24 protein-coding genes are annotated in these 26156 nt (G+C 38.0%); 18 read left to right on the top strand and 6 right to left on the bottom strand.

Going from position 1 to position 26156, the window contains the following annotated elements; genetic code table 11:
* Positions 1-40: 40 nt before the first annotated feature.
* Positions 41-1216 (bottom strand): alanyl-tRNA editing protein, encoded by a 1176-nt coding sequence (locus tag ACNHOZ_RS17410; RefSeq protein ID WP_048020990.1) that lies wholly within the window; start codon positions 1214-1216, stop codon positions 41-43.
* A 110-nt stretch (positions 1217-1326) separates the two neighbouring features.
* Here ACNHOZ_RS17410 and ACNHOZ_RS17405 point away from each other — a divergent pair, with 110 nt between their 5' ends.
* The 4 genes from ACNHOZ_RS17405 (at position 1327) to ACNHOZ_RS17390 (ending at position 5663) form a co-directional block, all read left to right on the top strand.
* Positions 1327-3474 (top strand): YhgE/Pip domain-containing protein, encoded by a 2148-nt coding sequence (locus ACNHOZ_RS17405; protein ID WP_048020988.1) that lies wholly within the window; start codon positions 1327-1329, stop codon positions 3472-3474.
* A 64-nt stretch (positions 3475-3538) separates the two neighbouring features.
* Complete coding sequence (locus ACNHOZ_RS17400; RefSeq protein WP_014460184.1) at positions 3539-3916, top strand: PH domain-containing protein; 378 nt, start codon at positions 3539-3541, stop codon at positions 3914-3916.
* A gap of 220 nt (positions 3917-4136) precedes the next feature.
* Positions 4137-5336: an MFS transporter gene (locus ACNHOZ_RS17395; RefSeq protein WP_048020987.1), complete on the top strand. Its 1200-nt coding sequence runs from the start codon at positions 4137-4139 to the stop codon at positions 5334-5336.
* Between the two features lie 120 nt (positions 5337-5456).
* The gene (locus ACNHOZ_RS17390) at positions 5457-5663 is read left to right on the top strand and encodes a hypothetical protein (protein WP_162200721.1); all 207 of its coding nucleotides are present in this window, start codon (positions 5457-5459) and stop codon (positions 5661-5663) included.
* A 35-nt stretch (positions 5664-5698) separates the two neighbouring features.
* Here ACNHOZ_RS17390 and ACNHOZ_RS17385 read toward each other — a convergent pair whose 3' ends face one another.
* Positions 5699-6571, bottom strand: a complete 873-nt coding sequence (locus ACNHOZ_RS17385; protein ID WP_047751008.1) for a selenium metabolism-associated LysR family transcriptional regulator — start codon at positions 6569-6571, stop codon at positions 5699-5701.
* A gap of 344 nt (positions 6572-6915) precedes the next feature.
* On the opposite strand from ACNHOZ_RS17385, the gene ACNHOZ_RS17380 reads away from it, so the two are divergent.
* Genes ACNHOZ_RS17380 through ACNHOZ_RS17365 form a run of 4 tightly spaced genes read left to right on the top strand, consistent with a single transcriptional unit; the run spans position 6916 to position 10680 of the window.
* Complete coding sequence (locus ACNHOZ_RS17380; protein WP_013083081.1) at positions 6916-7305, top strand: GntR family transcriptional regulator; 390 nt, start codon at positions 6916-6918, stop codon at positions 7303-7305.
* Positions 7298-8197: an ABC transporter ATP-binding protein gene (locus tag ACNHOZ_RS17375; RefSeq protein WP_048020984.1), complete on the top strand. Its 900-nt coding sequence runs from the start codon at positions 7298-7300 to the stop codon at positions 8195-8197. The genes ACNHOZ_RS17380 and ACNHOZ_RS17375 overlap by 8 nt, the downstream gene beginning before the upstream one ends.
* The gene (locus ACNHOZ_RS17370; protein WP_063248032.1) at positions 8172-10184 is read left to right on the top strand and encodes a DUF6449 domain-containing protein; all 2013 of its coding nucleotides are present in this window, start codon (positions 8172-8174) and stop codon (positions 10182-10184) included. Before ACNHOZ_RS17375 ends, ACNHOZ_RS17370 begins: the two co-directional genes overlap by 26 nt.
* A gap of 16 nt (positions 10185-10200) precedes the next feature.
* Positions 10201-10680 (top strand): RNA polymerase sigma factor, encoded by a 480-nt coding sequence (locus ACNHOZ_RS17365; RefSeq protein WP_028413409.1) that lies wholly within the window; start codon positions 10201-10203, stop codon positions 10678-10680.
* 48 nt (positions 10681-10728) lie between these two features.
* On the opposite strand, the gene ACNHOZ_RS17360 is transcribed toward ACNHOZ_RS17365, so the two are convergent.
* A complete protein-coding gene (locus tag ACNHOZ_RS17360) occupies positions 10729-11307 on the bottom strand; it encodes a DedA family protein (protein WP_048020980.1) in 579 nt (192 codons plus the stop codon).
* A gap of 164 nt (positions 11308-11471) precedes the next feature.
* Here ACNHOZ_RS17360 and ACNHOZ_RS17355 point away from each other — a divergent pair, with 164 nt between their 5' ends.
* Positions 11472-12680, top strand: coding sequence for a DNA polymerase IV (locus tag ACNHOZ_RS17355; RefSeq protein WP_047751006.1), 1209 nt, complete (start codon positions 11472-11474; stop codon positions 12678-12680).
* A 156-nt stretch (positions 12681-12836) separates the two neighbouring features.
* Positions 12837-13256 (top strand): organic hydroperoxide resistance protein, encoded by a 420-nt coding sequence (locus ACNHOZ_RS17350; protein ID WP_016764045.1) that lies wholly within the window; start codon positions 12837-12839, stop codon positions 13254-13256.
* 63 nt (positions 13257-13319) lie between these two features.
* On the opposite strand, the gene ACNHOZ_RS17345 is transcribed toward ACNHOZ_RS17350, so the two are convergent.
* Complete coding sequence (locus ACNHOZ_RS17345) at positions 13320-13769, bottom strand: MarR family winged helix-turn-helix transcriptional regulator (protein WP_014460175.1); 450 nt, start codon at positions 13767-13769, stop codon at positions 13320-13322.
* A 144-nt stretch (positions 13770-13913) separates the two neighbouring features.
* On the opposite strand from ACNHOZ_RS17345, the gene ACNHOZ_RS17340 reads away from it, so the two are divergent.
* From ACNHOZ_RS17340 to ACNHOZ_RS17325, 4 genes are all read left to right on the top strand, one after another.
* Positions 13914-14123, top strand: a complete 210-nt coding sequence (locus tag ACNHOZ_RS17340; RefSeq protein ID WP_014460174.1) for a cold-inducible protein YdjO-related protein — start codon at positions 13914-13916, stop codon at positions 14121-14123.
* Positions 14124-14413: 290 nt separating this feature from the next.
* On the top strand, positions 14414-15235 hold the full coding sequence (locus ACNHOZ_RS17335; protein WP_028413406.1) for an MBL fold metallo-hydrolase: 822 nt from the start codon (positions 14414-14416) through the stop codon (positions 15233-15235).
* A gap of 165 nt (positions 15236-15400) precedes the next feature.
* Positions 15401-15607 (top strand): zinc ribbon domain-containing protein, encoded by a 207-nt coding sequence (locus ACNHOZ_RS17330; RefSeq protein WP_047751005.1) that lies wholly within the window; start codon positions 15401-15403, stop codon positions 15605-15607.
* A gap of 2 nt (positions 15608-15609) precedes the next feature.
* Entirely contained in the window at positions 15610-16086 is a 477-nt protein-coding gene (locus ACNHOZ_RS17325) for a GNAT family N-acetyltransferase (protein WP_098112586.1), read from the top strand.
* A 20-nt stretch (positions 16087-16106) separates the two neighbouring features.
* On the opposite strand, the gene ACNHOZ_RS17320 is transcribed toward ACNHOZ_RS17325, so the two are convergent.
* Positions 16107-17144, bottom strand: a complete 1038-nt coding sequence (locus ACNHOZ_RS17320; protein ID WP_255900826.1) for a LysM peptidoglycan-binding and 3D domain-containing protein — start codon at positions 17142-17144, stop codon at positions 16107-16109.
* Positions 17145-17445: 301 nt separating this feature from the next.
* Here ACNHOZ_RS17320 and ACNHOZ_RS17315 point away from each other — a divergent pair, with 301 nt between their 5' ends.
* Genes ACNHOZ_RS17315 through ACNHOZ_RS17305 form a run of 3 tightly spaced genes read left to right on the top strand, consistent with a single transcriptional unit; the run spans position 17446 to position 21298 of the window.
* Positions 17446-19980, top strand: a complete 2535-nt coding sequence (locus ACNHOZ_RS17315; RefSeq protein WP_033578940.1) for an AAA domain-containing protein — start codon at positions 17446-17448, stop codon at positions 19978-19980.
* A complete protein-coding gene (locus ACNHOZ_RS17310; RefSeq protein WP_308012831.1) occupies positions 19974-20681 on the top strand; it encodes a cobalamin B12-binding domain-containing protein in 708 nt (235 codons plus the stop codon). Before ACNHOZ_RS17315 ends, ACNHOZ_RS17310 begins: the two co-directional genes overlap by 7 nt.
* Positions 20678-21298, top strand: coding sequence for a hypothetical protein (locus ACNHOZ_RS17305; protein WP_255900830.1), 621 nt, complete (start codon positions 20678-20680; stop codon positions 21296-21298). Before ACNHOZ_RS17310 ends, ACNHOZ_RS17305 begins: the two co-directional genes overlap by 4 nt.
* Here ACNHOZ_RS17305 and ACNHOZ_RS17300 read toward each other — a convergent pair.
* Positions 21295-24855: a CheR family methyltransferase gene (locus ACNHOZ_RS17300; protein WP_255900831.1), complete on the bottom strand. Its 3561-nt coding sequence runs from the start codon at positions 24853-24855 to the stop codon at positions 21295-21297. The genes ACNHOZ_RS17305 and ACNHOZ_RS17300 overlap by 4 nt on opposite strands.
* Positions 24856-25306: 451 nt before the next feature.
* Here ACNHOZ_RS17300 and proC point away from each other — a divergent pair, with 451 nt between their 5' ends.
* Positions 25307-26149 carry a pyrroline-5-carboxylate reductase gene (proC, locus tag ACNHOZ_RS17295; RefSeq protein WP_255900833.1) on the top strand — a complete coding sequence of 281 codons (843 nt, stop codon included), beginning with the start codon at positions 25307-25309 and terminating at the stop codon, positions 26147-26149.
* Positions 26150-26156 lie beyond the last annotated feature (7 nt).

Here is a 26156-nt window from a genome sequence, read left to right as displayed (position 1 = left end):
TGTGTTGAAAAAGCCTGTCTTTTTAAAGACAGGCTTTTTGTTATGCTCCAGTTATTTTTTCTTTTACTGCGCTAAGAAATGCGTTCATATTTTCAGAAGATGAAAAGCTGGCTTGAGCTTGTTTTGGTCCGCCGCCGCCTTTTCCATCGTAAAGCGGAAGCAGCTCTTTATAAAGTTCTCCGCATGTTACCTCACTGCCGCTGTGAGCCAGTAAGACTTTTTGATCACTTGAAAAAGCAAAAAGAAGCGTTGTATCAGGCGTTTGAAGAAGCTGCTTTGTCAAAGCTTGCACATCTTTTAGTGTACGATTTTCAAAGTGATGGTACAGAAATGATCCTTCTTTTTTGGCTTCTAATTCCCTTGCTAAATAAGCTGCATTTTCATTTTTTAATTCTTCTAGTTGTTTTTGCAGCTCTTTTTGTTCAGTCTCCAATTTTTTAATGCGTTCTATAACTAATTCACGGCTTGTACTGAATTTATTGCTAAGTTTTGCTACGATTTCTTGAGACTGCTGATAATCAGCTAATGCACGCATACCGCATTTAAAAAAGAGGCGTGTATTGCCGCGCTGCTTTTCTGTTTTCGTAAGTTTAATGAGACCCAGCTCTCCAATTTGGTTCACATGAGTACCGCAGCAGGCAGAAACATCAATGCCTTCAATTTCTACGATGCGTACCACTTCGTCTTCTAGCTCGGGCACTTTGCGAAGCGCAAGAGTATGTAAGTCTTCCTTTTTCACTTCGTACGTTTTAATGGGGCGGTTGCTGTAAATAGCATTGTTTACAACTTTTTCAATGTGTAATAGCTGCTCATGAGATAACTGAGGTACATTTAAATCGATAGAGACTGCTTCGCTTCCTAAGTGAAAGCTAACGGTGTGAATATCATATGTATCGATTAATAGAGCCGAAAGTAAGTGCTGTCCGCTATGCTGCTGCATATGATCAAAGCGGCGGTGCCAATCAATTTCACACGTGACGTTCGTTTGTGCAGGCAGTGTATCAACGAGATGATAGACTTCTCCATTTTCTTCGTAAACATCTTTTACGTCGATTCCGGCAATAGTACCGTAGTCAGAAGGCTGTCCGCCGCCTTCTGGATAAAAAGCGGTTTGTTTTAACGTTAATGCGTAGCCAGTTGAAAGAGCGCGCGTCTCTGTCACTTCTGTTTCCCACGTTTTTATGTAGGGATTGCTATAATAAAGTCTTTCTGTCATGTTCATCATCCTTTCTACTAAAACCATATCTAACTTTTTCTATAGTATCAGAAATATGTTTCTTCGAACATGGATAAGCTAACTTGTAATAATAAAACTGGGTGGGACATATGAAAAATACTGTTTATATTTATACGCGTGACTTAAAAAGGATTTTTACCAATTGGGCGATGATTATCATTGTGCTGACGCTTATGATTCTGCCGTCTTTTTACGCATGGTTTAATATAAAAGCATCTTGGGATCCATACGGGCGGACTGAAGGTATTGCCATTGCAGTAACGAGCGAAGACGAAGGTTCTACGATAAGAGGGCAGCACGTAAACGTGGGAAAAGATATTATTGCAACGTTAAAGAAAAATAAAACGCTTGGATGGACGTTTGTCTCCAAAGAAAAAGCTGATCACGGAGTAAAGCACGGAGACTATTATGCAAGTATTGTTATTCCAAAAGATTTTTCACAAAAGCTTGGTACCGTTCTTCAAGATCGTTTGGAAAAGCCGGTCATTCTTTACAAAGTAAACGAAAAAATAAACGCCGTAGCGCCTAAAATTACAAGCAAAGGAGCCAGCAGCTTAACACAACAGATTAGTGAAAAATTCGTCAAAACAGCGAATGGAGCCATTTTTTCTGTTTTTAACGAACTAGGTATTACCCTGCAGCGGGATTTACCGACCATTCAACAAGTTGAACAACGAATTTTTGAACTTGAAAATCGTCTTCCTGAAATTAAAAAAGTAATTAATGAAGCGAATGACACCACTCAAAAAGCTGGAGCTATTGTATCGAAAGCTCAGGCCGCTCTTCCTGAAGTAGAGAGATTAACAGCTGACGGCGCACAGATGACTCAGCAGCTAAACACTTTTTTAACTAAAAGCGATGAAGTGTTAAAAAACGCTGAGCCAACGATCAGCGAAACGCTGCACCGTGTTCAACAGCGAGCTCTTGGAGTTCAAGAATTGAAGAATCAGCTGATGGAAAAAGATATCGCGCCGGCTGAAGTCAGCGCAGCAGCGGAACAGCTAAAAGTGCAGTTAACAAAACAAGTTGCTGACACAGGAGAGATCCTTACCCTTCTTACGGATTTAAATGCGGTGTCTCAAGGTAACGTTCTTTCACCGGTTATTAATCAAATAAAAAGTGTACATACGCTTTTACAGCAGCAGCTGTCGGATGTAAACGACTTGCAGCAGCAAACAAAAAATGGAGATGCACCAGATCCAAGTGTGCTTGAGAAATTCAGTTCTCGCACCGACCAAGCTGTTTCTAAATTAAATACGTTAACGAATTCGTATTCTTCTACGATTGTGCCGGCTATTGAACAAGCTATCAAAGAAGCGAAAGATAAAACAGCAAGCGCAAACGCACTGCTTGATGAAGCCAATAAAAGTATGCCGGATGTTTCGAACGTGCTGTCTAAAACAGCGAGTGGCATTTTGCTCGGACAGCAGGAGCTTGCGAAAATAACAAAAGACTTTCCGCGAATTGAACAAAACGTGCACAATATAGCGGATAAAATACGCGAATTTCAGCGAAAAGAAAACATTGAAGATATTATTAATTTGTTAAAAAACGATGTGCAAAAAGAAAGTGATTTTTTTGCTAAGCCGGTTCTTTTAAAAGAAGAAAGACTTTATCCTATTCCGAACTACGGGTCGGCTATGTCACCGTTTTATACAACGCTTTGCTTGTGGGTCGGGGCTTTGCTGTTAGTTTCAATTTTAAGCGTAGAAGTAGCGGATGAAGAGCGGTTCAAAAGCTATGAAGTCTATCTTGGAAGACTTTTAACGTTTTTGTCTATTGCTCTTGTGCAAGCTTTTATTGTGACGCTAGGCGATTTATTTTTAATCAAAACGTACGTCGTAGACAAAGTGCCTTTTATCTTTTTAGGCTTGCTGTGCAGCTTCGTGTTTATGACGATTGTCTATACGCTTGTTGCGATATTTGGCAATGCAGGAAAAGCGATGGCCATTGTTTTGCTTGTGCTTCAGCTTTCCGCTGCAGGCGGTACATTTCCGATTCAAGTCGTGCCTGCTTTTTTCCAAGCACTCAATCCGTTTTTACCATTTACGTATGCAATAAGCATGATGAGAGAAGTTGTGGGAGGCATGTTAGCGGATATTGTAAGAAAAGACGTTACGGTTCTACTTTGCATTTGGCTTGGCGTGCTGCTCGTTGGCATTTTTCTTCATAAACCTCTTAGTAAAACGAGTGCAGAATTAACAAAAAAAGCGCGTGAAAGTAAATTAATTCATTAAAAAAACGTTTTGGGTTTCCAGACAGAACAAAATGCGGTAGTGTAGATAGAAAGGAGTGATAAGTATGGGTATATTAGATGGACTATTGGGAAATGCATCAGAAGCAGATATAAGAGGAACTGAAAAAGATTTACAAAACATTTTAATTGCCAACGAGCGAGTGGAACAAGCGTATAAAGTCATTCGCGATTTAATGGTGTTTACGACGAAACGTTTAATTATCGTTGATAAGCAAGGAGTGACGGGAAAGAAAACAGATTATCATTCCATTCCTTATAAAACGATTACACATTTTAGCGTAGAAACGGCTGGAACGTTCGATTTAGATGCCGAATTAAATATTTGGGTATCGGGTTCTAGCGCGCCGATCTCAAAAGAATTTCGTAAAGATAAAAGCATTTACGACGTGCAAAAAGTATTAGCATCTTATGTATTGGATTAAAAAGTTGAGCCATGAAAAATTGGCTCGACTTTTTTTGTGTGTAAAACAAGAAAGCATAGCAGTCTTGCATACAGTCGTTTGAAAATACTCAGGCTGTTGTCCATTCCTATTTTCACTTTACTCATTACTGAAATGCATGAAAACGATTTACATAATGAATTATACAGAATTAAAAAACCGTGATATGCTTTTTTTTAGAGAAAAAAGGAAGTGACCAACTGTGAGCTATACCGTAATTGGGACATCGGCTTTTCGCAAAACAAATGTTGCGCTTTTTGCAGCAGGCTTCAACACATTTTCGATTTTATATTGTACACAGGCCATTTTACCCGAGTTTTCTAAAGAATTTGGAATATCCCCGGCTTTTGCGAGTTTATCTCTTTCGTTAACAACCATCACGCTTGCGGTTAGTATGCTTTTTTTAGGTTCTTTATCGGAAGTGTGGGGACGAAAGAAACTGATGGGACTATCGTTAATTTTTGCGTCATTGCTATGTATCATGACAGCATTTAGCTCTACCTTTGAAACGCTGTTAATTTTTCGCGTTATTCAAGGAATCGTGTTAGCAGGGCTGCCTTCTGTGGCCATGGCTTACTTAGGAGAAGAAATTGAACCCGGGAGTTTAGGAAAAGCGATGGGGATTTATATAAGCGGAAACGCCTTTGGAGGCGTAGCGGGAAGACTTATGACAGGAGTGCTCACGGAGTATTTTAACTGGTCTGTAGCTCTTGATGTTGTAAGCGCAATCAGCTTATTGGCCACATTTGTTTTTTTTATGAACTTGCCTGATTCACAGAACTTTACTTCTCGGTCATTTGAACTTCGTCAGCTTACCGGCTCTCTTCGCAGTCATCTTCAAGATAAAGGGATGCTTTGTCTTTTTACTATTGGTTTTGCACTGCTTGGAAGTAATGTAGCTTTATACAATTATATTGGATACGCTTTATCTGCTCCTCCGTATTCTTGGAATCATACACTTGTAAGTTTTATTTTTGTTATTTTCTTTGTTGGAGTATTCAGCTCAGTCTGGATGGGGACGCTGGCGGATCGATACGGCCGGAAAAAGGTGCTGTTATGTACGATTGCTGTTACGCTTATAGGTTCAATCGTTACGCTGCATCCCGTTTTATGGATAAAAATTACCGGGCTTTTGCTGCTGACGTTTGGCTTTTTCGGAAGTCACTCCATCGCCAGCAGCTGGGTAGGAAGAAGAGCAACGCATGACAAAGCGCAGGCTTCGTCTTTATATTTATTTTTTTACTATGCAGGATCGAGTATTGGAGGGACTGCGGCTGGCTTATGCTGGAGCGCGTACGGCTGGAAAGGTGTGATTGCTCTAATTGGTGTGTTTCTTACAACAGCCTTTTTCTTAGCTGTTCGTTTATCAAAAATGCCGGCTCAGCAGACGCACGTTCACTAAGAAAATGTAAAGACATATAGCTATTGATTTAAAAAAAGAGGTCGGTACAAAAGGATTTTAGCCCAAGTGAAAAACGAACCATTGATCAACATGTTTGATTAGTGGTTCGTTTTTTTTGTTATGGTGAACATAGTTTCATCTGTTTCGTTCCTTCTAGCAGCTGATTGGAGGGCAAGACGGAGACTCCTGCGGGAAAGCGGAACAGGTGAGACCCCGCAGGAGCGGAAGCGACGAGGAGGCTCAACGGACGCCCGCGGAAAGCGAAGTCTTGCACGGAAATCAACTGCGGTGTCGCAAGTAATTTATACTAGCTACTTTAGTCTTTAGATTGAAGTAATTTAGTTATGTCTTAATTTCATTCCCTAGTTTAAAAGCTGAATAAAAAGCTCCGCTACTTTTTTATGAGCGCTGTTAGCAGGATAGATATAAGAAAAACGGCGCTTAAAAGGAGCGGTGTTAACATTGAGAATCGACAGGTGCTTTTGTTCTACATCTTCTTTAATAGCACAAAGCGAGAGTACAGACATTCCTAAATCGTGAACAATCGCTTCTTTAATTCCTTGATTGCTGCTGATTGTTAGCATGCTTTTCATTTTTAAACCGTTGGACATTAGAACGTGATCTAAATATTCTCTTGTTCCAGAGCCTTTTTCACGCGCTACCCACCGCTGGTTTTGTAAATCATCAATTTCTACTCTTTTAAGCTGAGCTAAAGGGTGATCCACTGACGCAACGATGGCAAGCTCATCGTCCATAAAGGACTGAATATGTAAATCGGACTCTTCTGTGTGACCTTCAATAAGCCCTACATCCACTTTGAAATGACGAACAAGCTGAGCAATTTCTTTTGTATTACCGATCGTCACTTCTACATCAATATCAGGATATTGTTCACGAAGCTTTGCTAAAAAGGAAGGAAGAATATATTCGCCAATTGTAAAGCTGGCGCCAATCGTTAGCATTCCTTTGACACGGTGATGGTGTTCGTAAATATCTCGTTTCGTATGCTCATATATTTGAATCATTTGTTTAGCACGATCGTATAAAATTTCGCCGCTGGGTGTGATTTTTAACATTTTAGGTGAACGCAGGAACAGGGAAGTTTGAAATTCTTTTTCGAGATTTTTGATGTGTACGCTTACGCTTGGCTGTGAAATCATTAATTTTTCCGCAGCTTTTGTAAAGCTTTGCTCTTCTACAACAGAAACAAACGTCTTTAACGCATCATAGTACATAGAGTATGGCTCCTTTTATATTAAAAAAATTAATTATAAACATTATAAAACATTATTATGGTAATAACTAGAGGCACTTGGTTAAGAAAAGTAAAACAAGGTGCTGACTTAAAGGAGTATGTTAGCTTGCAACGAAGGCAGTCTGCGCAATTTGTTTACAGTTATTTTTGTTTCATCTATAAAGCTATTAAACACTTTTTTGTCATCTAATTGTAACAAAAGTAAAAAAAGTACTTGTTTTTTCCAGAAAACATACTATAATATTAACTGTAATGCGATAAGTAATACAGTTAATACACCTAGTACACACATCATGATTTTGGGTAGATGAAGGGAGGCAGACTATGTTCGATTTAGATATTCGTAGTCGTAAGCCGATATACGAGCAATTAGTAGATAAATTGAAAGAGCTTATTATTCATGAAGTCTTTAAGGCCGATCAAAAGCTTCCATCTGTTCGGCTGTTAGCAAAAGAATTAACGATTAATCCAAATACAATTCAAAAAGCGTATCGTGAACTAGAACATCAAAACTATATTTATTCAGTTCCAGGCAAAGGAAGTTTTGTAACGCCTCAAGTTGATACACTAAATAACGAGAAGGTGAAAAAGATGAAAGAAGAATTAGTAAAGCTGTTGGCAGAAGCTATGTATTTAGGAATGGACAAAGATGAAATTCTATCACTTATTTCACAGGCTGAAAAAGCAGTAAAAGGAGGAAGCGATAGTGATTGAACTGAAGGCGATAAAAAAAGAGTTTGAAGAAATGGAAGCTCTAAGAGACGTCACGCTTTCTATAAAAAAAGGATCTATTTACGGACTGCTTGGCTCCAACGGGGCAGGGAAAACAACGCTATTAAAAATCATTGCAGGTATTTACAAGCAGGATCACGGAAAGATTGCCATAGACGGCGAGGAAGTATTTGAAAACGTTGGCTTAAAAGAACGCCTTATTTTTATGCCAGATTCTCTTTATTTTTTCCCTCAAACAACGATTAAGCAATTAGCGTCTTTTTATAGAAGCGTCTATCCGACTTGGAACGAAGAACGGTTCCAAAAATTAAAAGAAGCTTTCCCAATTCAATTACATAAAAAGGTACATAGAATGTCCAAGGGAATGCAGCGTCAAGTAGGATTTTGGTTAGCGCTGTCTGCTATGCCTGATGTACTTATCTTAGACGAGCCGCTCGACGGTTTAGATGCGGTAATGCGTCAAAAAATTAAAAACCTTCTTGTTCAAGACGTGGCAGAACGGGAAATGACGATTTTAATTTCGTCACATAACCTGCGAGAAGTGGAAGATCTGTGTGATCATGTAGGCATCTTGCATCACGGTCAATTATTAATTGAAAAAGAGCTGGATGATTTAAAATCTGATGTGCACAAAATTCAAGTTGCATTTGAAGGAGATGTGCCGCTAGCGCTTTATGACACGCTAGACATTTTATATCAAGAAAAACGAGGAAGCGTCTTGCTTTGTATTGTTCGAGGAAAAGAAAATCACTTAGTCAACAAAGTCCGATCGTATAAGCCTTTAATTTTTGACATCTTGCCACTTACGCTGGAAGAAATCTTTATTTATGAAATGGGGGATGTGGGTTATGCAATCGAAAACATCATCGTTTAACCGTGGCATGTGGATTCAATCCATGAGAAACGTGGGATGGATTGGTGCTCTATATACACTTGTTCTTTTATTTATTTTGCCACTTCAAATTATTCTGAGGTATACAGGTGAAGTTAACGAAAATGGAATGTATACAGAAAAATTAAAGAATCTGTTTGAAGTTGTTGGAAGCCTTCAATTTTTGTTTATGTTTACTGTTCCTGTGGTGCTAGCTATATTTTTATTTCGATATATCCAAACAAAATCAGCCGCTGATTATATTCATAGCTTACCAATAAGCAGAGGTGTGCTATTTTGGCAAAACGTATTATTAGGAATTGTATCATTAGTTTTACCCGTTATTATTTCAGCCATCGTCCTTTTTCTTATTAAAGATTCAGTAAATGTTGACGATTTATATACGCTAAAATTAATTCTACGATGGGCTATTGATACTATTATTTTGAATATCTTTGTTTTTTCTGGGGCCGTATTTGCAGGTATGTTCACAGGCATGTCAATATTGCAAGGTGCGTTTATATATATATTATTCATTCTTCCGGCTGCGCTCGTTCAGTTTTTTATTATGAATGTTAAGTTTTATTGGTATGGGTTTGCTACAACATATTATTCAGGGGAAAACTTACAAGATCTGGTTCCTTTTATCCACATTATAGATCTATTAGATAGTGGAAAAGAAAGTTATCTCAGTCTAGTAATATATGCAATTGTAGCTTGTGTACTTTGTTTCATTGCATTTCTTGCATATCGAAAGAGAAGTTTAGAAATCGCTACGCATGCAATCGCTTTTAATTGGTTAAAACCTATTTTTATCTATGGACTGACCACGTGCTCATTATTATTATGGGGGATGTACTTCGGAGAGATGAAGGATTCTTTTAAATGGCTTATTTTTGGTTATGTTTTTGGATCTTTATTAGGGTATCTCCTTGGACATATGATTTTAGCTAAAACATGGCGCGTGTTTGATAAATGGAAGGGCTACTTATTGTTTGTGGCAGCGGCCATCATTATAGGTATAGTCTTGAAAGTGGATGTTTTTGGTTACTCTAGTTACTTACCAAGTCAAGAAAATATTCAATCTGTATATTTTGATGAAGATGATTACTCCTTAACAGATAATCCTAAAAGTCATGATCCAGAGAATGGTGACTATTATAGACCACCTTACTATTATTCTGATAAAAATACCGTTAATTTTATACGAGCATTGCATAAACAAATTATAAAAGATCAGCCTAATATTTCTAAAAGAGAAATGGAGTCCGGGGATGCTCATGAAATAACGTTTGCTTATAATTTGAAAAATGGAAAAGAAGTTGTTCGACAATATAGGATACGTGAAGAGGATTATGCAGCTTTTTACAAACGGATTATCGAAACACCTGAGTATAAAAACCATTCTTATTATATTTTAGAACCTGATAACAAAAATATGAGGTATGTAACAGAAGTTCAAATTGATGCAATGTATAAAAAATCAGAACCTATTACAATTAATGATCCAAACAAAATTGAGAGTTTAAAAGAGGCAATAAGGACATCAATACAAAATCAAACATATGAAGATACTAAGACTCGACAACAAAGCTGGTCTAGCATTGACTTTATGGATGGAAATGGACGAAGTGTAGACTCCATACCTTTTGAGAAATCATATAAAGAAGTTGAAAAGTGGCTCAAGCACGAAAAAATGTTCGAAGATGCTCGAGTGATGCCAGAAGACGTTTCAAATATTGTAGTTTTAAAGAATAAAGATCACGAAATTCTTCAAAATGCATGGGTAGACACGCCCTCTATTCTAACTAAAAGAAAAGGTGCGTTAACTATTAAAGATTCCAAACAAATCAATTATTTTCTTTCGCATACAACCATTCAAGAACAAGGGGATTATATAGTTGTTTTCCGTTATAAAAATTCAAGTCCTGAAGTTCAAATGTTTGATGCTAACATGATTCCAACAGAACTAAAAGAAAAACTAAAATAACAAGGGAGAACTTATTATGTGCGGCGAGGAATTGCAAGATTATTTAAATCAGGTGCTGGCTTATTTATTAAAAAATGGTGTGAATAGACAAGACGCTGAAGATATTACGCAAGAAGTAGCATTAAAATATTTAGAAAAACAAGAGATGGTCGATCCTGAAAAAATAAAAGCTTGGATGTTTCGCGTCGCATTAAATAAACGCTGTGATTTAGGAAGGCGTAAAATAGTGAAAGACCGCTATACGTCTTCTTACAAAGAAGAACCCGTTATGTATACGCCTATTCAGCAGGTCCTCAGAAACGAAGAAGCGGCTGAATGTCAGGCGATTTTAAATCAATTGAATCCTAAGTATCGCAATTTGCTTCTATTAAAATATGGATTAGGATTTAAATATGAAGAAATTGCCGAGTTATTAAATATGCAGATGACTACGTTAAAATCAGCTCTTTACCGCGCGCGCAAATACTTTGTGAAGGGATATAATGAAGTCATTTAATATAAATAAAACAGCAGCAGTTTGTGGAAAAGAACTTTTTTACACAAACTACTGCTGTTTTTTTCGTATTTTTCTTCTTTGAACGACATAGATAATCAAACTGATCGCACAAAAAGCTAAAGTGATCTCAATCACATCAGTATAAGAAGATGTCGTATTAAAAAAGGAACCGAAAATAAATAAAGCCAGCGTCCAAATGAAACCAAAAGAAAATGAGACTTTAATGTAATGACGATGCTTCATTCCGCTTGCCCCGAGAAAAAAAGGCATCACATGTCGCATTCCTGGTAAAAAGTAGCTTGCGATGATGGCGTGAGATCCATATTCTTGAATCGTTCGCTCAACTTTCATAACATTCTTTTCCCATCGCGGGCGTTTTAATAGCGCAAGCGCCTGAGCTGAAAAAAGACTGGCTATCAAAAACTTGAGGTATAAGCTAAGCATCATGCCGCTGTAGGTAAGTATAAAAGCTGGAATATACTGAACGGATGGAGACGTAGCCTGGCTGCCTGCAAGCATAATATACACTGGGTCAGGAATAGGAGTAAGGTTGGCTCCGACTAAAATGATAAAAAAGAAATATCCGTAGCCTAATTGGTTAATGGCTCCGATAAGCTGATCAATCACGTTTTCTTCCTCCTTTCTTCATTAGAATACGAGAGAGTGACACACAGTGTTCGCTCAAAATAAAAATAAAGTATAGGTACGCACAACTTAGGAAAAAAGAGTTATAATAAATAAGAATGTACGTTCTTCTTTCGGGGATTAATTATACAGAAAGAGGTGATAGTATGAAAATGATGTACCCTAAAAACGGCAAAGTTATTCTTCATATTGATGCTAATGCTTTTTATGCATCTGTTGAAACCGCACATGATCATACGCTCAAAGATAAGCCTCTTGCTATTGCTGGCAATCCAAAAGAACGAAGAGGAATTGTTGTAACCTGTAACTATATTGCTCGTAAACGCGGAGTGTATGCGCCTATGCCTCTTTGGGAAGCGAAAAGAAAATGCCCCGAGCTGGTTGTTATAAAGCCTAATTTTCCATTATATCGCCAAGTGTCCAAAAACATGTTTGATTATTTAGTAACCATTTCACCTCTTTTAGAGCCCGCTTCAATTGATGAAGGCTATTTGGATATTACAAACTGTGCTGAATTAGGCTCTCCTCTTGACATAGCAAAGTCCATTCAGCAGCATTTAATACAGACGCTGCAAATTCCTGTGTCAATTGGAATCGCACCGAATAAATTTTTAGCCAAAACGGCAAGTGATATGCAAAAACCTTTAGGAATTACCGTTCTTCGAAAAAGAGATGTCCAAACAGTTCTTTGGCCAAAAGCCGTAGAGGAAATGCACGGAATCGGTAAGAAGACAGCTGAAAAGCTAAATGCGATTAAGGTGGTGACGATCGGTGATCTAGCAAATGCCGCTCCCGGTCTTCTTAAACAAACTCTCGGAGTAAAAGGAGAAGTTATGAGAGACCGAGCGTGGGGCCAAGATGATCGACAGGTGAACCCTGATCGCCAATCACAGTTTAAATCAATTGGAAACTCTACGACGCTATCTCAAAATGCAGTAGATGAACATGAAGTTCTGCCTATTTTAAATAAACTATCGCACTCAGTGAGTTCTCGTATGAAAGCGAAAAAAGTTGTAAGCAAAACGATTCAGTTAACGATACGATATAGTGATTTTAAAACCATTACTCGAAGCCAAACTATTTCTAAAGCAATTAGCGAGCCAAACGATCTTTTTCATTACAGTGCGGTATTATTTCAAAAGCATTGGAACGGAGAACCGATTCGTTTATTGGGCGTAGCTGCTCTTCAAGTGAGTCACCAGCTTCAAGAAGAAGAACAGTTGGATTTGTTTACATACGGAGAACAAGCAAAAAAAGAGCCTTTATACAAAGCGGTCGAAAGTTTGCGTGAAAAATATGGAGATAACATTATTCAAAGCGGTTTAAAAAAACAAAGAGGAAAAGAAGAGAGGTAACTCTCTTTTTTTGTATAAAATAATAGGTTTACACTCATTATAGAAGGGGAAGTACATTACTATCACGGTAATCAAAGTGATTACAAAATGAATTTGATTGCGACTTTTTTGATTGTCTGCAATGAAATTACATAAAATAATCTATGAGGTGATCTTATGTCAGACGCACTATTTACATCTAAAGCAACAGCGGTTGGAGGCCGAGATGGTCGAGTTAAATCAGATGATGGTATTATTGATTTAACCCTTGTAAATCCTTCTCCAAATAACAAAAAAGAAGGAACAAATCCCGAGCAGCTGTTTGCAGCAGGATATTCTGCTTGTTTTGACGGCGCTTTAAATTTAATCGCTAAGAAACAAAAAAAAGACATTGATTCGTCTATTACTGCAGAAGTAAGTCTACTAAAAGACCACACTGATGATGGATTCAAAATTGGCGTGGTGTTAAACGCTCATATTAAAGGCGTTTCACAAGAAGTAGCTGAGAAGCTAGTAGAAGATGCACATCAATTCTGCCCGTATTCTAAAGCAACGCGCGGAAATGTTAACGTAACGTTAAATACAACGGTTGAGTAAATAAAAAAACGCTTGGATTTTTCTGAAATCCAGGCGTTTTTTTTATGTGCAATTTTATATGGTCTATTTTTGATTGTACGTATGCAGTGATTGCAGTAACTCCTGCAGCGTTTCTTTCAGCTTTTCTAATTCTCCCTGTGACTTATTTGTCATGCTAAAAACTTCTTCTGGAATATGACAAGCTTTATCACGTAATTTTTTTCCTTTTTCGGTTAAACTAATAAAAACAACGCGTTCATCTTCATGAGAACGCTCACGAATCACTAATTCTTGATCCTGCATTCTTTTTAGCATAGGAGTAAGGGTGCCTGAATCCAAATACAGAAGTTCGCCCATTTTTTTCACGCTGAGTGTTTCATGTTCCCATAAAACAAGAAGGGCTAAATACTGCGGATAGGTTACTCCTAATTTATCGAGCAGCGGCTTGTACACCTTTGTAATTTCTCGAGACGTGGCGTAAATTGAGAAACAAAGCTGATTTTCTAGCTGCAGCTGCTTATAAAGTTGTTCCATTCATGTTGCCTCCAGTCTATTGCTTTTTATTTAATTATACACAATTAAATAGGGGTGTCCAATAACGCTGGATGAAAAAGTGATCAAGCTGTAAATAAAAAATGGGAATTTTACATATACTAAGAAAAAAAGGGAGCTGTGCACATGTATTTTGCAAAAAAAGCCGTAGAAGAAGAAGTAGATCAAATGATGGATACGACTGTATATGCGTGTCAATCTGAATCATGTAATGGGTGGATGAGAGAAGATTTTGTTACGGTTGATTATAACTGTCCGATGTGCGGAACAGGAATGTCGCAGGAAGTACGCGAGCTGCCGAAAATTAAGTACGACCACCAATTTTATAATAAATAAAAAAGAAGCAGCTGCTTCTTTTTTATTTTTCACTAAAATTTCATTAAGCTTAGCTAGACTAAGAACCAACATATGATGAAGGTGAGGAATATCAGAATGAATCAAGGGAACTTTTTGAAAGGTTTATTTTGGGGAACCTTATTTAGTATTCCTATTTGGATTTCATTGTTTGGCTGGTTCCGCATTTTATCACATCTTGCATAGTTTCGTTTTATAAATCGTCATATGCGCCCTTATCTTTCTATTTCCGCTATAATAAGGGTGATAGAAAAAATAAGGAGCTGTTCTCTATGATTCAATACAAAACGGAGCAAATGACGGTTTTTGAAAGCGCGCTATTTCAAACAACATCTGCAGTGATTGAAACAAAAGACTGTGTGATTGTTGTTGATCCAACATGGCTTCCTCACGAAATTAATGAAATTAAACAGCATGTTCAAGAGATCTTAAATCATCGCAAGCTGTATGTATTTTTTACTCACGGAGATTTTGATCATGTCATTGGGTATGGCGCTTTCTTAGAATTAAATGCCACCTTTATCGGCAGCAAATTTTTAAAAAATCATCCGGACAAAGAAGAAAAAGTTCAAATGATTAAGCAGTTTGATCATGACTATTATATAAAAAGATCTCATGATATTATATTCCCGGAGCTGGATATTGTGGTAACCGAAAATGAACAGCACATTACCTTAGGTGAAACATCTATTACCTGTTATTTTGCAAAAGGTCATACAAACGATGGACTATTTATGATTGTCGATAATTCAATATGGATCGCAGGGGATTATTTATCGGACTTTGAATATCCGTACATATATGAAAGTGTAAACGATTACCGCGACACGCTTGCTACTGCGCGACACATTTTAGCTAAGCACCAAAATCTAACGCTAGTTCCCGGACACGGAAAAACGACACATCACCGAGCTGAAATTCAAAGACGAGTGGAGATGGCCAGCTCTTATTTAGATGAACTGCAAGCTGCAGTGAAAGAAGACAGTAAAGAAGCGCTTGATAAGCTAAACGATAAATTGGCATTTCCATCTGATTTCACGGCACAATGTCATCAGAAAAACGTTGAAATTATGAAAAGAGAATTGCTGTTATAGAAATCGAGTGTACAGTCATCCCGTTGATATTAAAAGTAAGAAACCGCATCTTCTGTTGGAGATGCGGTTTCTTACTTTCCTTTATTTATCAATTTAATGAAACTTTTTCCTTTTATATCCGTTTATATAAATAGGAAGTTATTTTATTTGTAAAGGAGTATGACAATGGGGAAAAACGGTTGTGTAAAATGCGGACATACAGAAGCAAAAACAAAAGAAATTGCTACAACGGGAACGGGGCTGTCTAGATACTTAGACGTTCAGCACAATCAATTTACTGTGGTATATTGCACGAGCTGCGGGTATTCAGAGCTATATAATAAAGCATCTTCAAGAGGCAGCAATATTATTGACTTATTTTTCGGAGGATGAAAATGAGTATCGACCTTATTGAAATTGATAAAGACCGGCACGCTTCCTATCTAAACCTGCTATTAATAGGGGATGAAGACGAAAAAGTAGTGAAGTCGTATATAAATGAAGGTTCCTTATTTACCATTGTGTATGAAAAGAAGGAGATAGGAGTTGTGCAGTGCCTCACCGATGAAGAGGAATCGGTAGTAGAAGTAAAGAATATCGGTTTAAAAGAAGCATACAGAGGAAAAGGAATCGGCAGCAAAGTCATTAAAAAGTTAGAAGTACTGTATGAACGTAACCAATATTCTAAAATGATTGTAGGAACAGCGGACTCCAGTCTTGAAAACATAGCATTTTATAAAAAGGCAGGCTTTTATCAAAGCGGTGTCAAAAAGAATTTCTTTTTGCAGTACGCTCCACCAATTTACGAGAATGGCCTGCAAGCTATCGATATGATTATGTTTGAAAAGAAATTAAAAAGCAGAAGCGACTAACACGCTTCTGCTTTTAATGATTAATCTAAAATTTGAAGTTTTACCGTTTTGCGTCCCCAATTTAAAGCTGAGCTTTGAGATGCCATAAATAAATCAACGCGAGTACCTTTAATGGCACCGCCAGTATCTCCAGCAATTGCTTCTCCGTAACCTTCTACGTATACGCGAGAACCTAATGGAATCACGCGAGGATCAACTGCAATTACTTTTCGATTAGGATTTGACCTTAGGTCGATGCCTGTAGCAGTGATTCCGCTGCAGCCCGCACAGTAAGCAGTATAAGCTGTTGCTTCAACCGTAATCTCTTTCGAAACCGACTTACTTTCTTGCGCTGGAGCAGGTGCCGGCGTTGAAGTCGACGGTGCTGAAGTTGACGGTGTTGAAGGAGTAGCAGGTGATGGCGTTGATGGTTTCGCCTGAGCTGCAGCTTGTCCGCCTACTTGTAGCACTTGATTAATGTAAATCATATTAGACGATAAGTTATTCCACTGTTTTAATTGAGAAATTGAAATGCCGTGTCGCTGTGCTACGCTCCACATTGTATCTCCAGGCTGAACTTTATAACTTTTACTGTTGCTAGGAGCCGGGGATGCCTGCGTTTCGTTTGTTTTTTCTTGTACAGGTGCTGAAGGTGATGATGAAACTGTTCCTGTTCCGTTTATTTTTAATACTTGATTCACATAAATTAAATGATTAGATAAGTTATTCCACTCTTTTAGCTGCTGTACAGAAGTACCGTTGTTTTTAGCGATACGATAAAGCGTGTCACCTGATTTTACTGTATATGTATGATTTGAAGATGTTGTAGTTGGAGTTGAACTAGATGAAGAGTCAGTAGATGTAGATCCAATTTGTAATGTTTGGTTTGCATAAATTAGTGTGGAAGAAAGACCATTCCACTTTTTTAAGTCCTCAACTGTTACATTATGCTGCTGTGAGATGCTGAATAACGTTTCTCCAGCTTTTACTTTATGCGTGTCTGTGTCAGCCGATGCTGCGTCTGCAATTCCAATTGATACTAAAGCTGTGGCCCCTAATGTAAAAATGTGTTTTTTCATCTAATAATTCTCCTTTATTTCCAATAGTTGTCTCTTATTCTATCAGCAATATGTAACAAACTCATGACAAAATGGTAGGTTTTATATTACAAGTTTGTAACAATACGTCTAAAAATATAGAAAAAACGCAGTTTTTTTACGATTATGATGAAAAAAGTCTTAATTTGTCTGGAGAGATATACTAGTAAAAAAGGTATTCTGCTTTTATAAAAATGAAGAAGAAAGAAGCTATGCTATATTCAAATGACATGATAGAATAGACAAGTTAGAAATGAACGGATAAAAAGGGAGTTAGACATCTATGGAAAAACGCTCTATCTCTTCATATTTAAAAGCATGGGTGCGCGCACTTTCAATTGAGATTAATTATATGAAGAAACACGGCGGAGAAAAGTATACGGTAGGAAAAGGAGAGTACTTAGGGCAGCAGGGAGATGCGTATCTTTACCGGTTTGAACGCACAGCCGATTTATACCTTTTTGATGGAGCTCAGGTACGCCTTGTCCACCAGCATAAAGAAAGTAAAGGAGAAGTTATCGGAACGGAAGGATTTGATTTGTACCTTAAAATAGATGCGTTTATTGGACAAGAAGTAGACGAACTCGATATATATAACGAACCATGGGAATTATTGCAGGCGCTCATTGATAGACTGACGGAAGCAAAAGACTACAAGCAAAAAATAGTAAGAATCAAACGTCTTATGAGAGGCGATAGTCCTGTTCGTCATAAGGAGTATACGTCTAAGAACGCTCTTCATGAAGTGTTGCTGCGAGCGCGTTATAACCGTACTACTTATATTTGGGGGCCTCCTGGAACAGGGAAAACATATACGCTGTCCAAAATCGCGGCAAGCTATTACCGGAAATCAAAGCGTGTCCTTTTATTATCTCACAGTAATGCAGCGGTGGACGGTTTGCTGCAAGAAACTGCACGTCAGTTAAAAAAGAAAGAAGCTTGGAAAAAAGGAAAACTCATTCGATACGGCGCAACAAAAAGCAGCGGCTTAGAAAATATAAAAGTAGAAGAAGTCATTGGAGAAGATGATCCGGATTTAGCTCAGGAGATGCGTGATTTGCAAGAAGAACGAGTTTACTTAAGCAGGTATCCCAATAGAGCTCACCAGCTTCAGCAAGTTAATAAAAAGCTAAACGCCCTTCGTAACAAGTGGATTGAAGCGGAGAAAAATGTTTTTGATCAAGCGTATATTGTAGGCACTACTTTATCAAAAGCGGCTATTGACCGATTACTTTATCAAAGTGAATTTGATATGGTTGTGGTAGACGAAATTAGCATGGCATATGCACCGCAAATTGCTTTTGCAGCTACGTTAGGAAAACGAATTGTCGTATGCGGCGATTTTAAACAGCTTCCCCCGGTATCTCAATCTTCTCATGCTGAAGTGAAGAAGTGGCTGCAGCGAGATTTATTTGAGCAGACGGGTCTTGTAGAGCAAGTAGAAAGCGGTGAGATCCATCCGCATCTTTTTATGTTGAAAAAGCAAAGAAGAATGCATAAAGATATCTCAGCTTTTACAAATCGCTATATTTACAGCAATCGAGTAGGGGATCATCCATCTGTCACAACAAGTCGAGAAGTAGTAGCAAGCAGCCGGCCGTTTGCTCATGAAGCAGCGCTTATGCTTAACATTGGTCAGTTGCATTCTTCCGCTATGCGAGATGTCGCTTCCGGTTCACGCTATAATGTGATAACAGCTGTTTTGGCGGTAAGTTTGATACTGCGGGCACGCAAAGCTTCTTCGGCTACTATTGGCTATGTGACTCCTTATAAGTCTCAAGCTAAATTGATTAATGCATTTCTTCAAGATATTGAACCAGCCAGCGATATAATCGCAGCAACCGTACACAAATTTCAAGGCGCGGAACGAGATATCATGATTTTTGATACGGTCGATACAAAGCCGCAGTCAAAACCAGGTTTACTTTTAACAAATGAAAATAGCGACCGATTGGTAAATGTAGCGGTGACGCGTTCAAAAGGAAAATTTATGATGCTTTCAGACGAGTCGTTTGTCCAGCAGCGTGTACCAAAGGAGCGAGCGTTCTGGAAGTTGGTCAACCACTTTAACGAAAATCAAAAAGTATACCAACCTCAGCAATTTTTAAAAGAAGTCATTCAGCATCGGAAATTGATTTGGTACCATCCATCGAACAGCAGTCAGTTAAAAAAAGATTTATATCAAGCTCGGCAGCAGATTTTATTGTGTATTCCTTATGCTTCGCTTGTTCCTCAAGAAATACGGGAGATGTTACATTCATTTAAAGGTGAAGTGACCGTTCTTACTCGTGAACCAAAAGAAGTTCGAATTGACGGTGCTCATGTCATTTCATCTGCTGTTCCGATGTCACTGCTTATCATCGATGAATCCACTATATGGATTAATATGCCTTACGGCGGAAAAAATGAAGCGTTTATGGCAGCTAGAATTGAGTCAAAGCTAGGCGCTAAACAGCTTATTCGGTCAATTGATTTTACAGAAGATAAAACAAGAAATCAAGAAACAAAAATGTATATAGAAACAAATAAACCACAATATTCTTTGAGTAATTACCTTCGTAGCTGGGATCGCTGTGAATCCTGTCAGCATATGCGAGAAGTAGAGATAACAAAAAAAGGAAAAGTAAGGTTTATTTGCTATTATTGCGGGAAAACAAGTGGGGCAACACGTTTATTAGTGGAAAAATATTTAAACTACGTACATGCTGTATGTAGAGCATGCAAGCAGCCGATGAACGTAGAGTATGATGAAAATAAAGGCGTCTACGCATGTTGTCCATCTTGCAAAAAAGAAGTTTTGCCTAGAGATCTATTGTAACTTTAGGAAAAGGGCGTGATCTTATCGTTTACTCTCGTAGTGTAGCGGCTTTAGCTGATTGTTTGCTAGAAGGAGACGTTCAAAAAAGCTGGCTGCTCATTGCTATATATATAGAAGAAGGCCATTCTTCAACTGACGTATATACGTTTCTGACAGAAGCGATGTATGAGATAGGGAAAAGGTGGCAAGAAAATAAAATTTCAGTCGCGGACGAGCATTTGGCTACTGCAACCTGTGACTATGTGTTAACTCGCTTTCAGCTATCACAGCATCAATTGCTTCAGCGTAATCGAGCACTTCTTTTTTGTATTGAAGGAGAAGAGCATTACTTAGGCATTAAAATGATTGCAGGACTTATGAGCGAACACGGATGGGAAGTTAAAAACTTAGGAGCAAACTTGCCGCTGCCGTTCGCTCTAAAAAGCATTGAAAGATGGGATCCTGATGTAGTATGTTTGTCCGTCTCACAAGTGCATTTGCTGCCTGATTTACAAAAATACATTGCTGAGATTGAAAGCATGTCGCAAAGTCCTCTTGTATTAGTGGGCAGCAGGCTTCTCAGCACGCATGATTTATCGGCTTCAGGATCTTCAAAAACTATATTCATTAATCATATTCAAGCTTTTAAAGACTGGCTTCTAATCAACAATAAAGAAAGTTCGACGCAAGATAAAATGTTAGTAATGGGGGAAGAAATATGATCAGTTTGCCGATTCAACACATTCCGGTTCCAATGTTTTTACTCAATAAAGACAACGAAATAATTGAATTTACACCAAGCGTCACGAAAAATTTCCCGCCTGTTCAGAACTTTTTAGATCTAGTTGATGAAGACAGCCAAGAAAAAGTAAAAAGAGCACTCCAGGGAAAGGAAGAAGTGCAAATCGAAGTAAATATGCGCACGTTTTCCAACCCGGTTGCTCTTTTTGATTTTTATTTTAAGCCTGAAGCGTACCATTCGCTGCATGCTGTTTTCTGCTATCCTATTCATGAGCATATGATGAGTGTTCAATCAACCCTTCAACAGTTTCGCTCTATACTTATGCAAGACTCACCACAAGTGAACCAAGGTTTTTCGGTCAGAGAAACAGATGTAGAAACGGCGAAAAAAATGCAGCTAGTTGATCTTCAGCGTCATTTTCGAGAAATGAAAACAAATGTGCTAACCATTCAAGACCTCCTAAGTATTATCCGCTCCGACGTAATTGAAGCAGGAAAAGGAGAGTATATTGAATTGGTCTCTACACATTTGTTTGACATTCAAGATTTAATTAATCAGGAGCTTGACTGCTTAAGACAGAAGAACAAAGTACATTAAGAAAGCGGCAATCGGATTTCTACCGTTGTTCCTTTGCCTTCTTCACTATCATACGAAATGCTTCCTTTATGATTACTAATGATTTTATGACTCACCATCAATCCTAATCCTGTTCCTTTTTCTTTTGTTGTATAGAAAGGCTCGCCAATTCGTGTTAATCGATCTTTCGGCATGCCTTTTCCTTCATCTATCACTTGGACGACTACTTGATTTGTATCTGGATCAAATTTAGATACCACTAGAATAGACCCGGGGTCATCCATCGCTTCAATAGAATTTTTCACCATGTTGATAAATACTTGTTTCATATCTTTTTCAATACAATGAACAACAGGTAATTTTTCTTCAAAATCTGTTGAAATAGTAATGTTTTTAAGAATGGCCTGTGTATGCAGCAGTGTACATACGTCTTGAAGAATTAAATTTATCTGCTTATTTTCATATTTTACGACTTCGGGTTTGGCTAGAATGAGCAGTTCGCTAATAATCAGCTCTAAGCGGTTAAACTCGGACATCATGACGTCCATATATTCTTTTTTATACGTTTCTTCTTGCATCATAAGCTGTAAAAAGCCCTTTAATGATGTAAGAGGATTTCGTATTTCATGAGCAATGCCGGCAGCCAGCTGTCCAAGTGCTGACAGCATCTCTGAATTTTTGAGCATCATTTCCGACTGTTTGCGCTGGGAAATGTCTTCACTTAAACCAATGTAATGGATGATTTCATCCTGATCATTTTTAACAGGCATTAAGGCTAACTGTTCCCAAACGGTTTCCCCGTCTTCTTGAACGTAGGAAATTTCTCCGTTCCATTTTTCTCCTCTGTATACTTCATTCCAAATTTTAGGGAATCTTTTAACGCCTAGCTTTTTTGTATACAAGTCGTAGAGGTGCAGCCCAAATACTTCTTGCGGCGCATGCTTTTGCTCCATGAATTTTTGATTAATGTACTTAATTTTACCTTGATGATCGGTAATAAAAATGCCCGTAGGACTGTGAGCTACTGCAAATGATGTAATAGCCAATTCTTCATTTGAACGTTTAATTTCTGTAATATTAATAAACGTAATAACTACACCGTTAATTAAATTTTCGTTCGTACGATAAGGCATCATTTTCATGCTATACCATTGGTTATCGTAGCTTTGAATTTCTTTTTGAAGGGTGTTATTTGTTCTTAAAACGTGCATTGCGTCCTCGATTAGATGGTCATATCTAAAGTTATGCGAAATATGAAAGAAAGGTCTTCCGATATCTTGATGAAGAACGTTGATCACTGTTTTCGTTTCCGGCGTAAATAATTTAATATTCAGCTGCTCGTCTAAAAAGATGGTAGCAATAGTTGTACTGATTAATAAATTATCAATATCGTTGTTTAAGTCCGTTAATTCTTCAATCTTTCGCTCGTACTGGTTGTTAACACTAATTAACTCTTCATTAACAGACTGCAATTCCTCATTTGTGGACTGCAGCTCTTCGTTGGAAGCAATCAGTTCTTCGTTCGTGGACTTTAGCTCCTCATTTGCTGTTTCTAGCTCTTCAATCGTCGTTTGCAAATGCTGCTGTGTGTAATGAAGCTCTTGCTCTAAATCTACTACAAGCTCACTAATAGAGCTTGTTTGATTAAGAAACATGGGCTCTTCCTTATCAATAATGGCACTATCTGTCTGTTCATCAAACATAAGTAAGTAAAGAGAGTGATTTGTTGGAAGGGCAGATATAGTAATATTAAAACGGCGCTGCACGTTGTTTATGACAAATTCAATGTGCTGACAGCATACGCTCATACCTTGCTCTTTTACGCGTTTAATAGCTGCTCCAATGGCTAAAGAGACGTGAACGGGAACCATTTTGAAAATGGTATAATTAATCTTCCCCACAGGAACGTTAATAAGCTGAGTCGCTTCTTTTGAACAAAATATCACTTCGTTGTATTCATTTAATACAAGACAAGGGCTCATAAAATGATCAATCATTGACTGATACATCTCATCCAATTTAAGCGAAGGAAGAGGCTTATAAAGTTGACTTGGCAGCGGTACGCTAGAAAAATCACCTTCATGCAAGCTGGATTTTGAAAGATTAAAAGCTCCTGTAATTTGTCGGCTGGGCTGCCCCGAACGTTTAAATATTTTCCACTTACTGTTGATAGGGCGGAACAAATCAGACAAATTTCCCGTTGTTTCACTAGGGCCTAAAAAAAGTACGCCTTCTTCTGTCAAAGAAAAATGAAAAAGAGACAGAATGCGCTGCTGCAGTTCAGCTTGGAAGTAAATCATCATATTTCGACAGCTGATTAAATCAACGTTTACAAAAGGCGAGTCTTTTCCTATATTATGCGGGGCAAAAACAATCATTTTACGGATTGTTTTTTTAACTTGATAACCACCGTGTTTTGTTTGCTCAAAATATTCATTAATTTGAGCTACTGAGAAGGAATGAACTTCCGCTTCTTCATAAATGCCTTGACTCGCTCTTTTGATTGCATGACGATCGATGTCCGTAGCAAAGATTCGGACATCGAAATAACGGTTGATTGTTGATAAATAGTCATGAAGCAAAATAGCTAATGTATATGCTTCTTGACCAGTAGAACAACCTGCTACCCAGATGCGGATTTCATCTTCTTGGCTATGAATCTTTCTTTCAACTAATTGAGGGATGACTTGTTCTTCAATAATAGAGAATGCTTCTTTATCTCTAAGAAATTGCGTCACTCCAATCAGCAGGTCTCGCTGCAGTTCGACGATTTCTTCGGCTTCCTTACATAAATAGTCCCGGTACTCTTCCATCGTTTGAGAGGGCGGATCGAGTAAAGCCATTCTTTTTTCAAGTCGTCGCAGCACCGTGTTTTTTTTGTACATAGAGAAGTCGATGCCTGTTTTCTTCTTTATTAATGAATAAATGTATTGCAGCGTTTCTTCATTATATGTAAATTCAGTTTGGCTGACATGCGTTTGCACAAGGTCAGGCATATCAGCAGGAGAAAGAATATAATCAGCAAGGTGTGCATCAATAGCGCTTAGGGGCATATCTCTGTACTTTGCTGTGCTTTCATCTTGTACAAGTACAGTTCCGCCATACTCTCTTATCGTTTTTGCTCCTCCTGTTCCATCATTTCCTTTTCCCGATAAAATAATGGCTGTGCACCGGTGTTTTTTTGCAGCGGCCAGAGAATGAAAAAAGGCGTCAATCGGATACTTTACCTGATCATTTTCTTCATAAGGACGAAGGCGAAGAGTATGATCCACAACGGTCACATAATGATGGGGAGGATTTAAATAAATTGTGTCTTCTTGTAAAGTCATCCCGTCTTGTGTCAGTTTGATATTCATTCCTGTTTTTTTTGCTAAAAGTTCTGGCATAAAACTTTTATATTTAGAGGAAAGGTGCTGTACAATAATAAACGCCATTCCATTTGGTGAAGGCATATTAGCGAAAAACTGCTCAATAGCTTCTAACCCTCCGGCAGAAGCGCCAATTCCCACAACGTGTAAATCCTGTTTTTCTATTCCTTCTGAAGACGATGGAACTGTAGAAAACGAGTTGTTCTTCATAATAGAACCTCCAATAATGTTTCGACACTTCCTAGATTGTATGTCGTTTTGTTTATTTTAATGTCGACAGCACAGCGTGGTTTACATCAAAAGTAAATTTTTCAAAAAAAACCAAGATGCTGGTACATAGGTTCATTTTAGCAAACCTATTATATTGTTCAAATAACGTTTTCAAAATTCCTCTATTTTTCGCAAAAAAATTTTAAAGTCCAAACTATATAGTATGCCCCGATTTTCCTTATATAAACGTATTTTTATAAAAAAAATCGTTTTTTTTTGCAGAAAAAAATATTTGAAAAAGTTTTGTTTACGCTTACATACGCATGAGGTTATACGCTCAAGGAGGAAAAAAACGGTTAAATTCAACTTGACACTCTTTTTCAGCATGTTACTATAGGAACCGTTGAAAGAAACGAGAACAAAAATACGAACAAATGACAGGGGAGATTTGATGGATAAAAAACAAAAAGTTGCTTTTTTAGGTGCTGGATCAATGGCAGAAGCGATGATTTCTGGTATGGTCAATGCAAAGAAATTACCTGCTGAAAATATTATCGTAACAAATCGCAGCAATGATGCGCGACTGCACGAACTTGAAAATAGATATGGTATCAAAGCAGTAAAGCGCAGCGAGCTGAAAACAGATGACATTGACGTTTTTATTCTAGCGATGAAGCCAAAAGGCGCTGAAGAGGCATTAAACGAATTAAAGCCTCAAATCAACAAAGACCAGCTTGTCCTATCTGTTCTTGCAGGGATTTCATCTTCTTACATGGAAGAGTTATTGCATGATGAACAGCAGGTCATTCGAGTGATGCCGAATACATCAAGTATGATTCAGCAATCAGCAACGGCTATATCTCCAGGTCAATATGTTGCAATGGATGCTGTGCTAACAGCAAAAGAGCTGCTTTCTGCAATCGGAAAAGTGTACGTGATTGATGAGCCTCAAATGGACATTTTCACAGGAATTGCCGGAAGTGGACCCGCTTATTTTTATTTCCTTATGGAGCATATCGAAAAAGCAGCTAAAGAAGAAGGTCTTGATCCTGAGCTAGCACGTGAAATTGGCGCCCAAACCATTTACGGTGCAGCAAGAATGATGATGGAAAGAGATGAAACGCCAACGGAGCTTCGTGAAAATGTGACGTCTCCAAACGGTACAACAGCAGCTGGTTTAGACGCCTTAGCTAAACACGGCGGCGGAGAAGCAATGATGCAAGCAGTCAAAGGAGCATCAAAGCGTTCAAAAGAAATGAGTGCTCAACTACAAAAAGTGGCAAGTACTAATTAATTCGTCA

The organism is Priestia sp. D51 (assembly GCF_053345675.1).
Note: the sequence above shows the minus strand (reverse complement) of the source record. Positions and strands in the feature narration are given on the sequence as shown.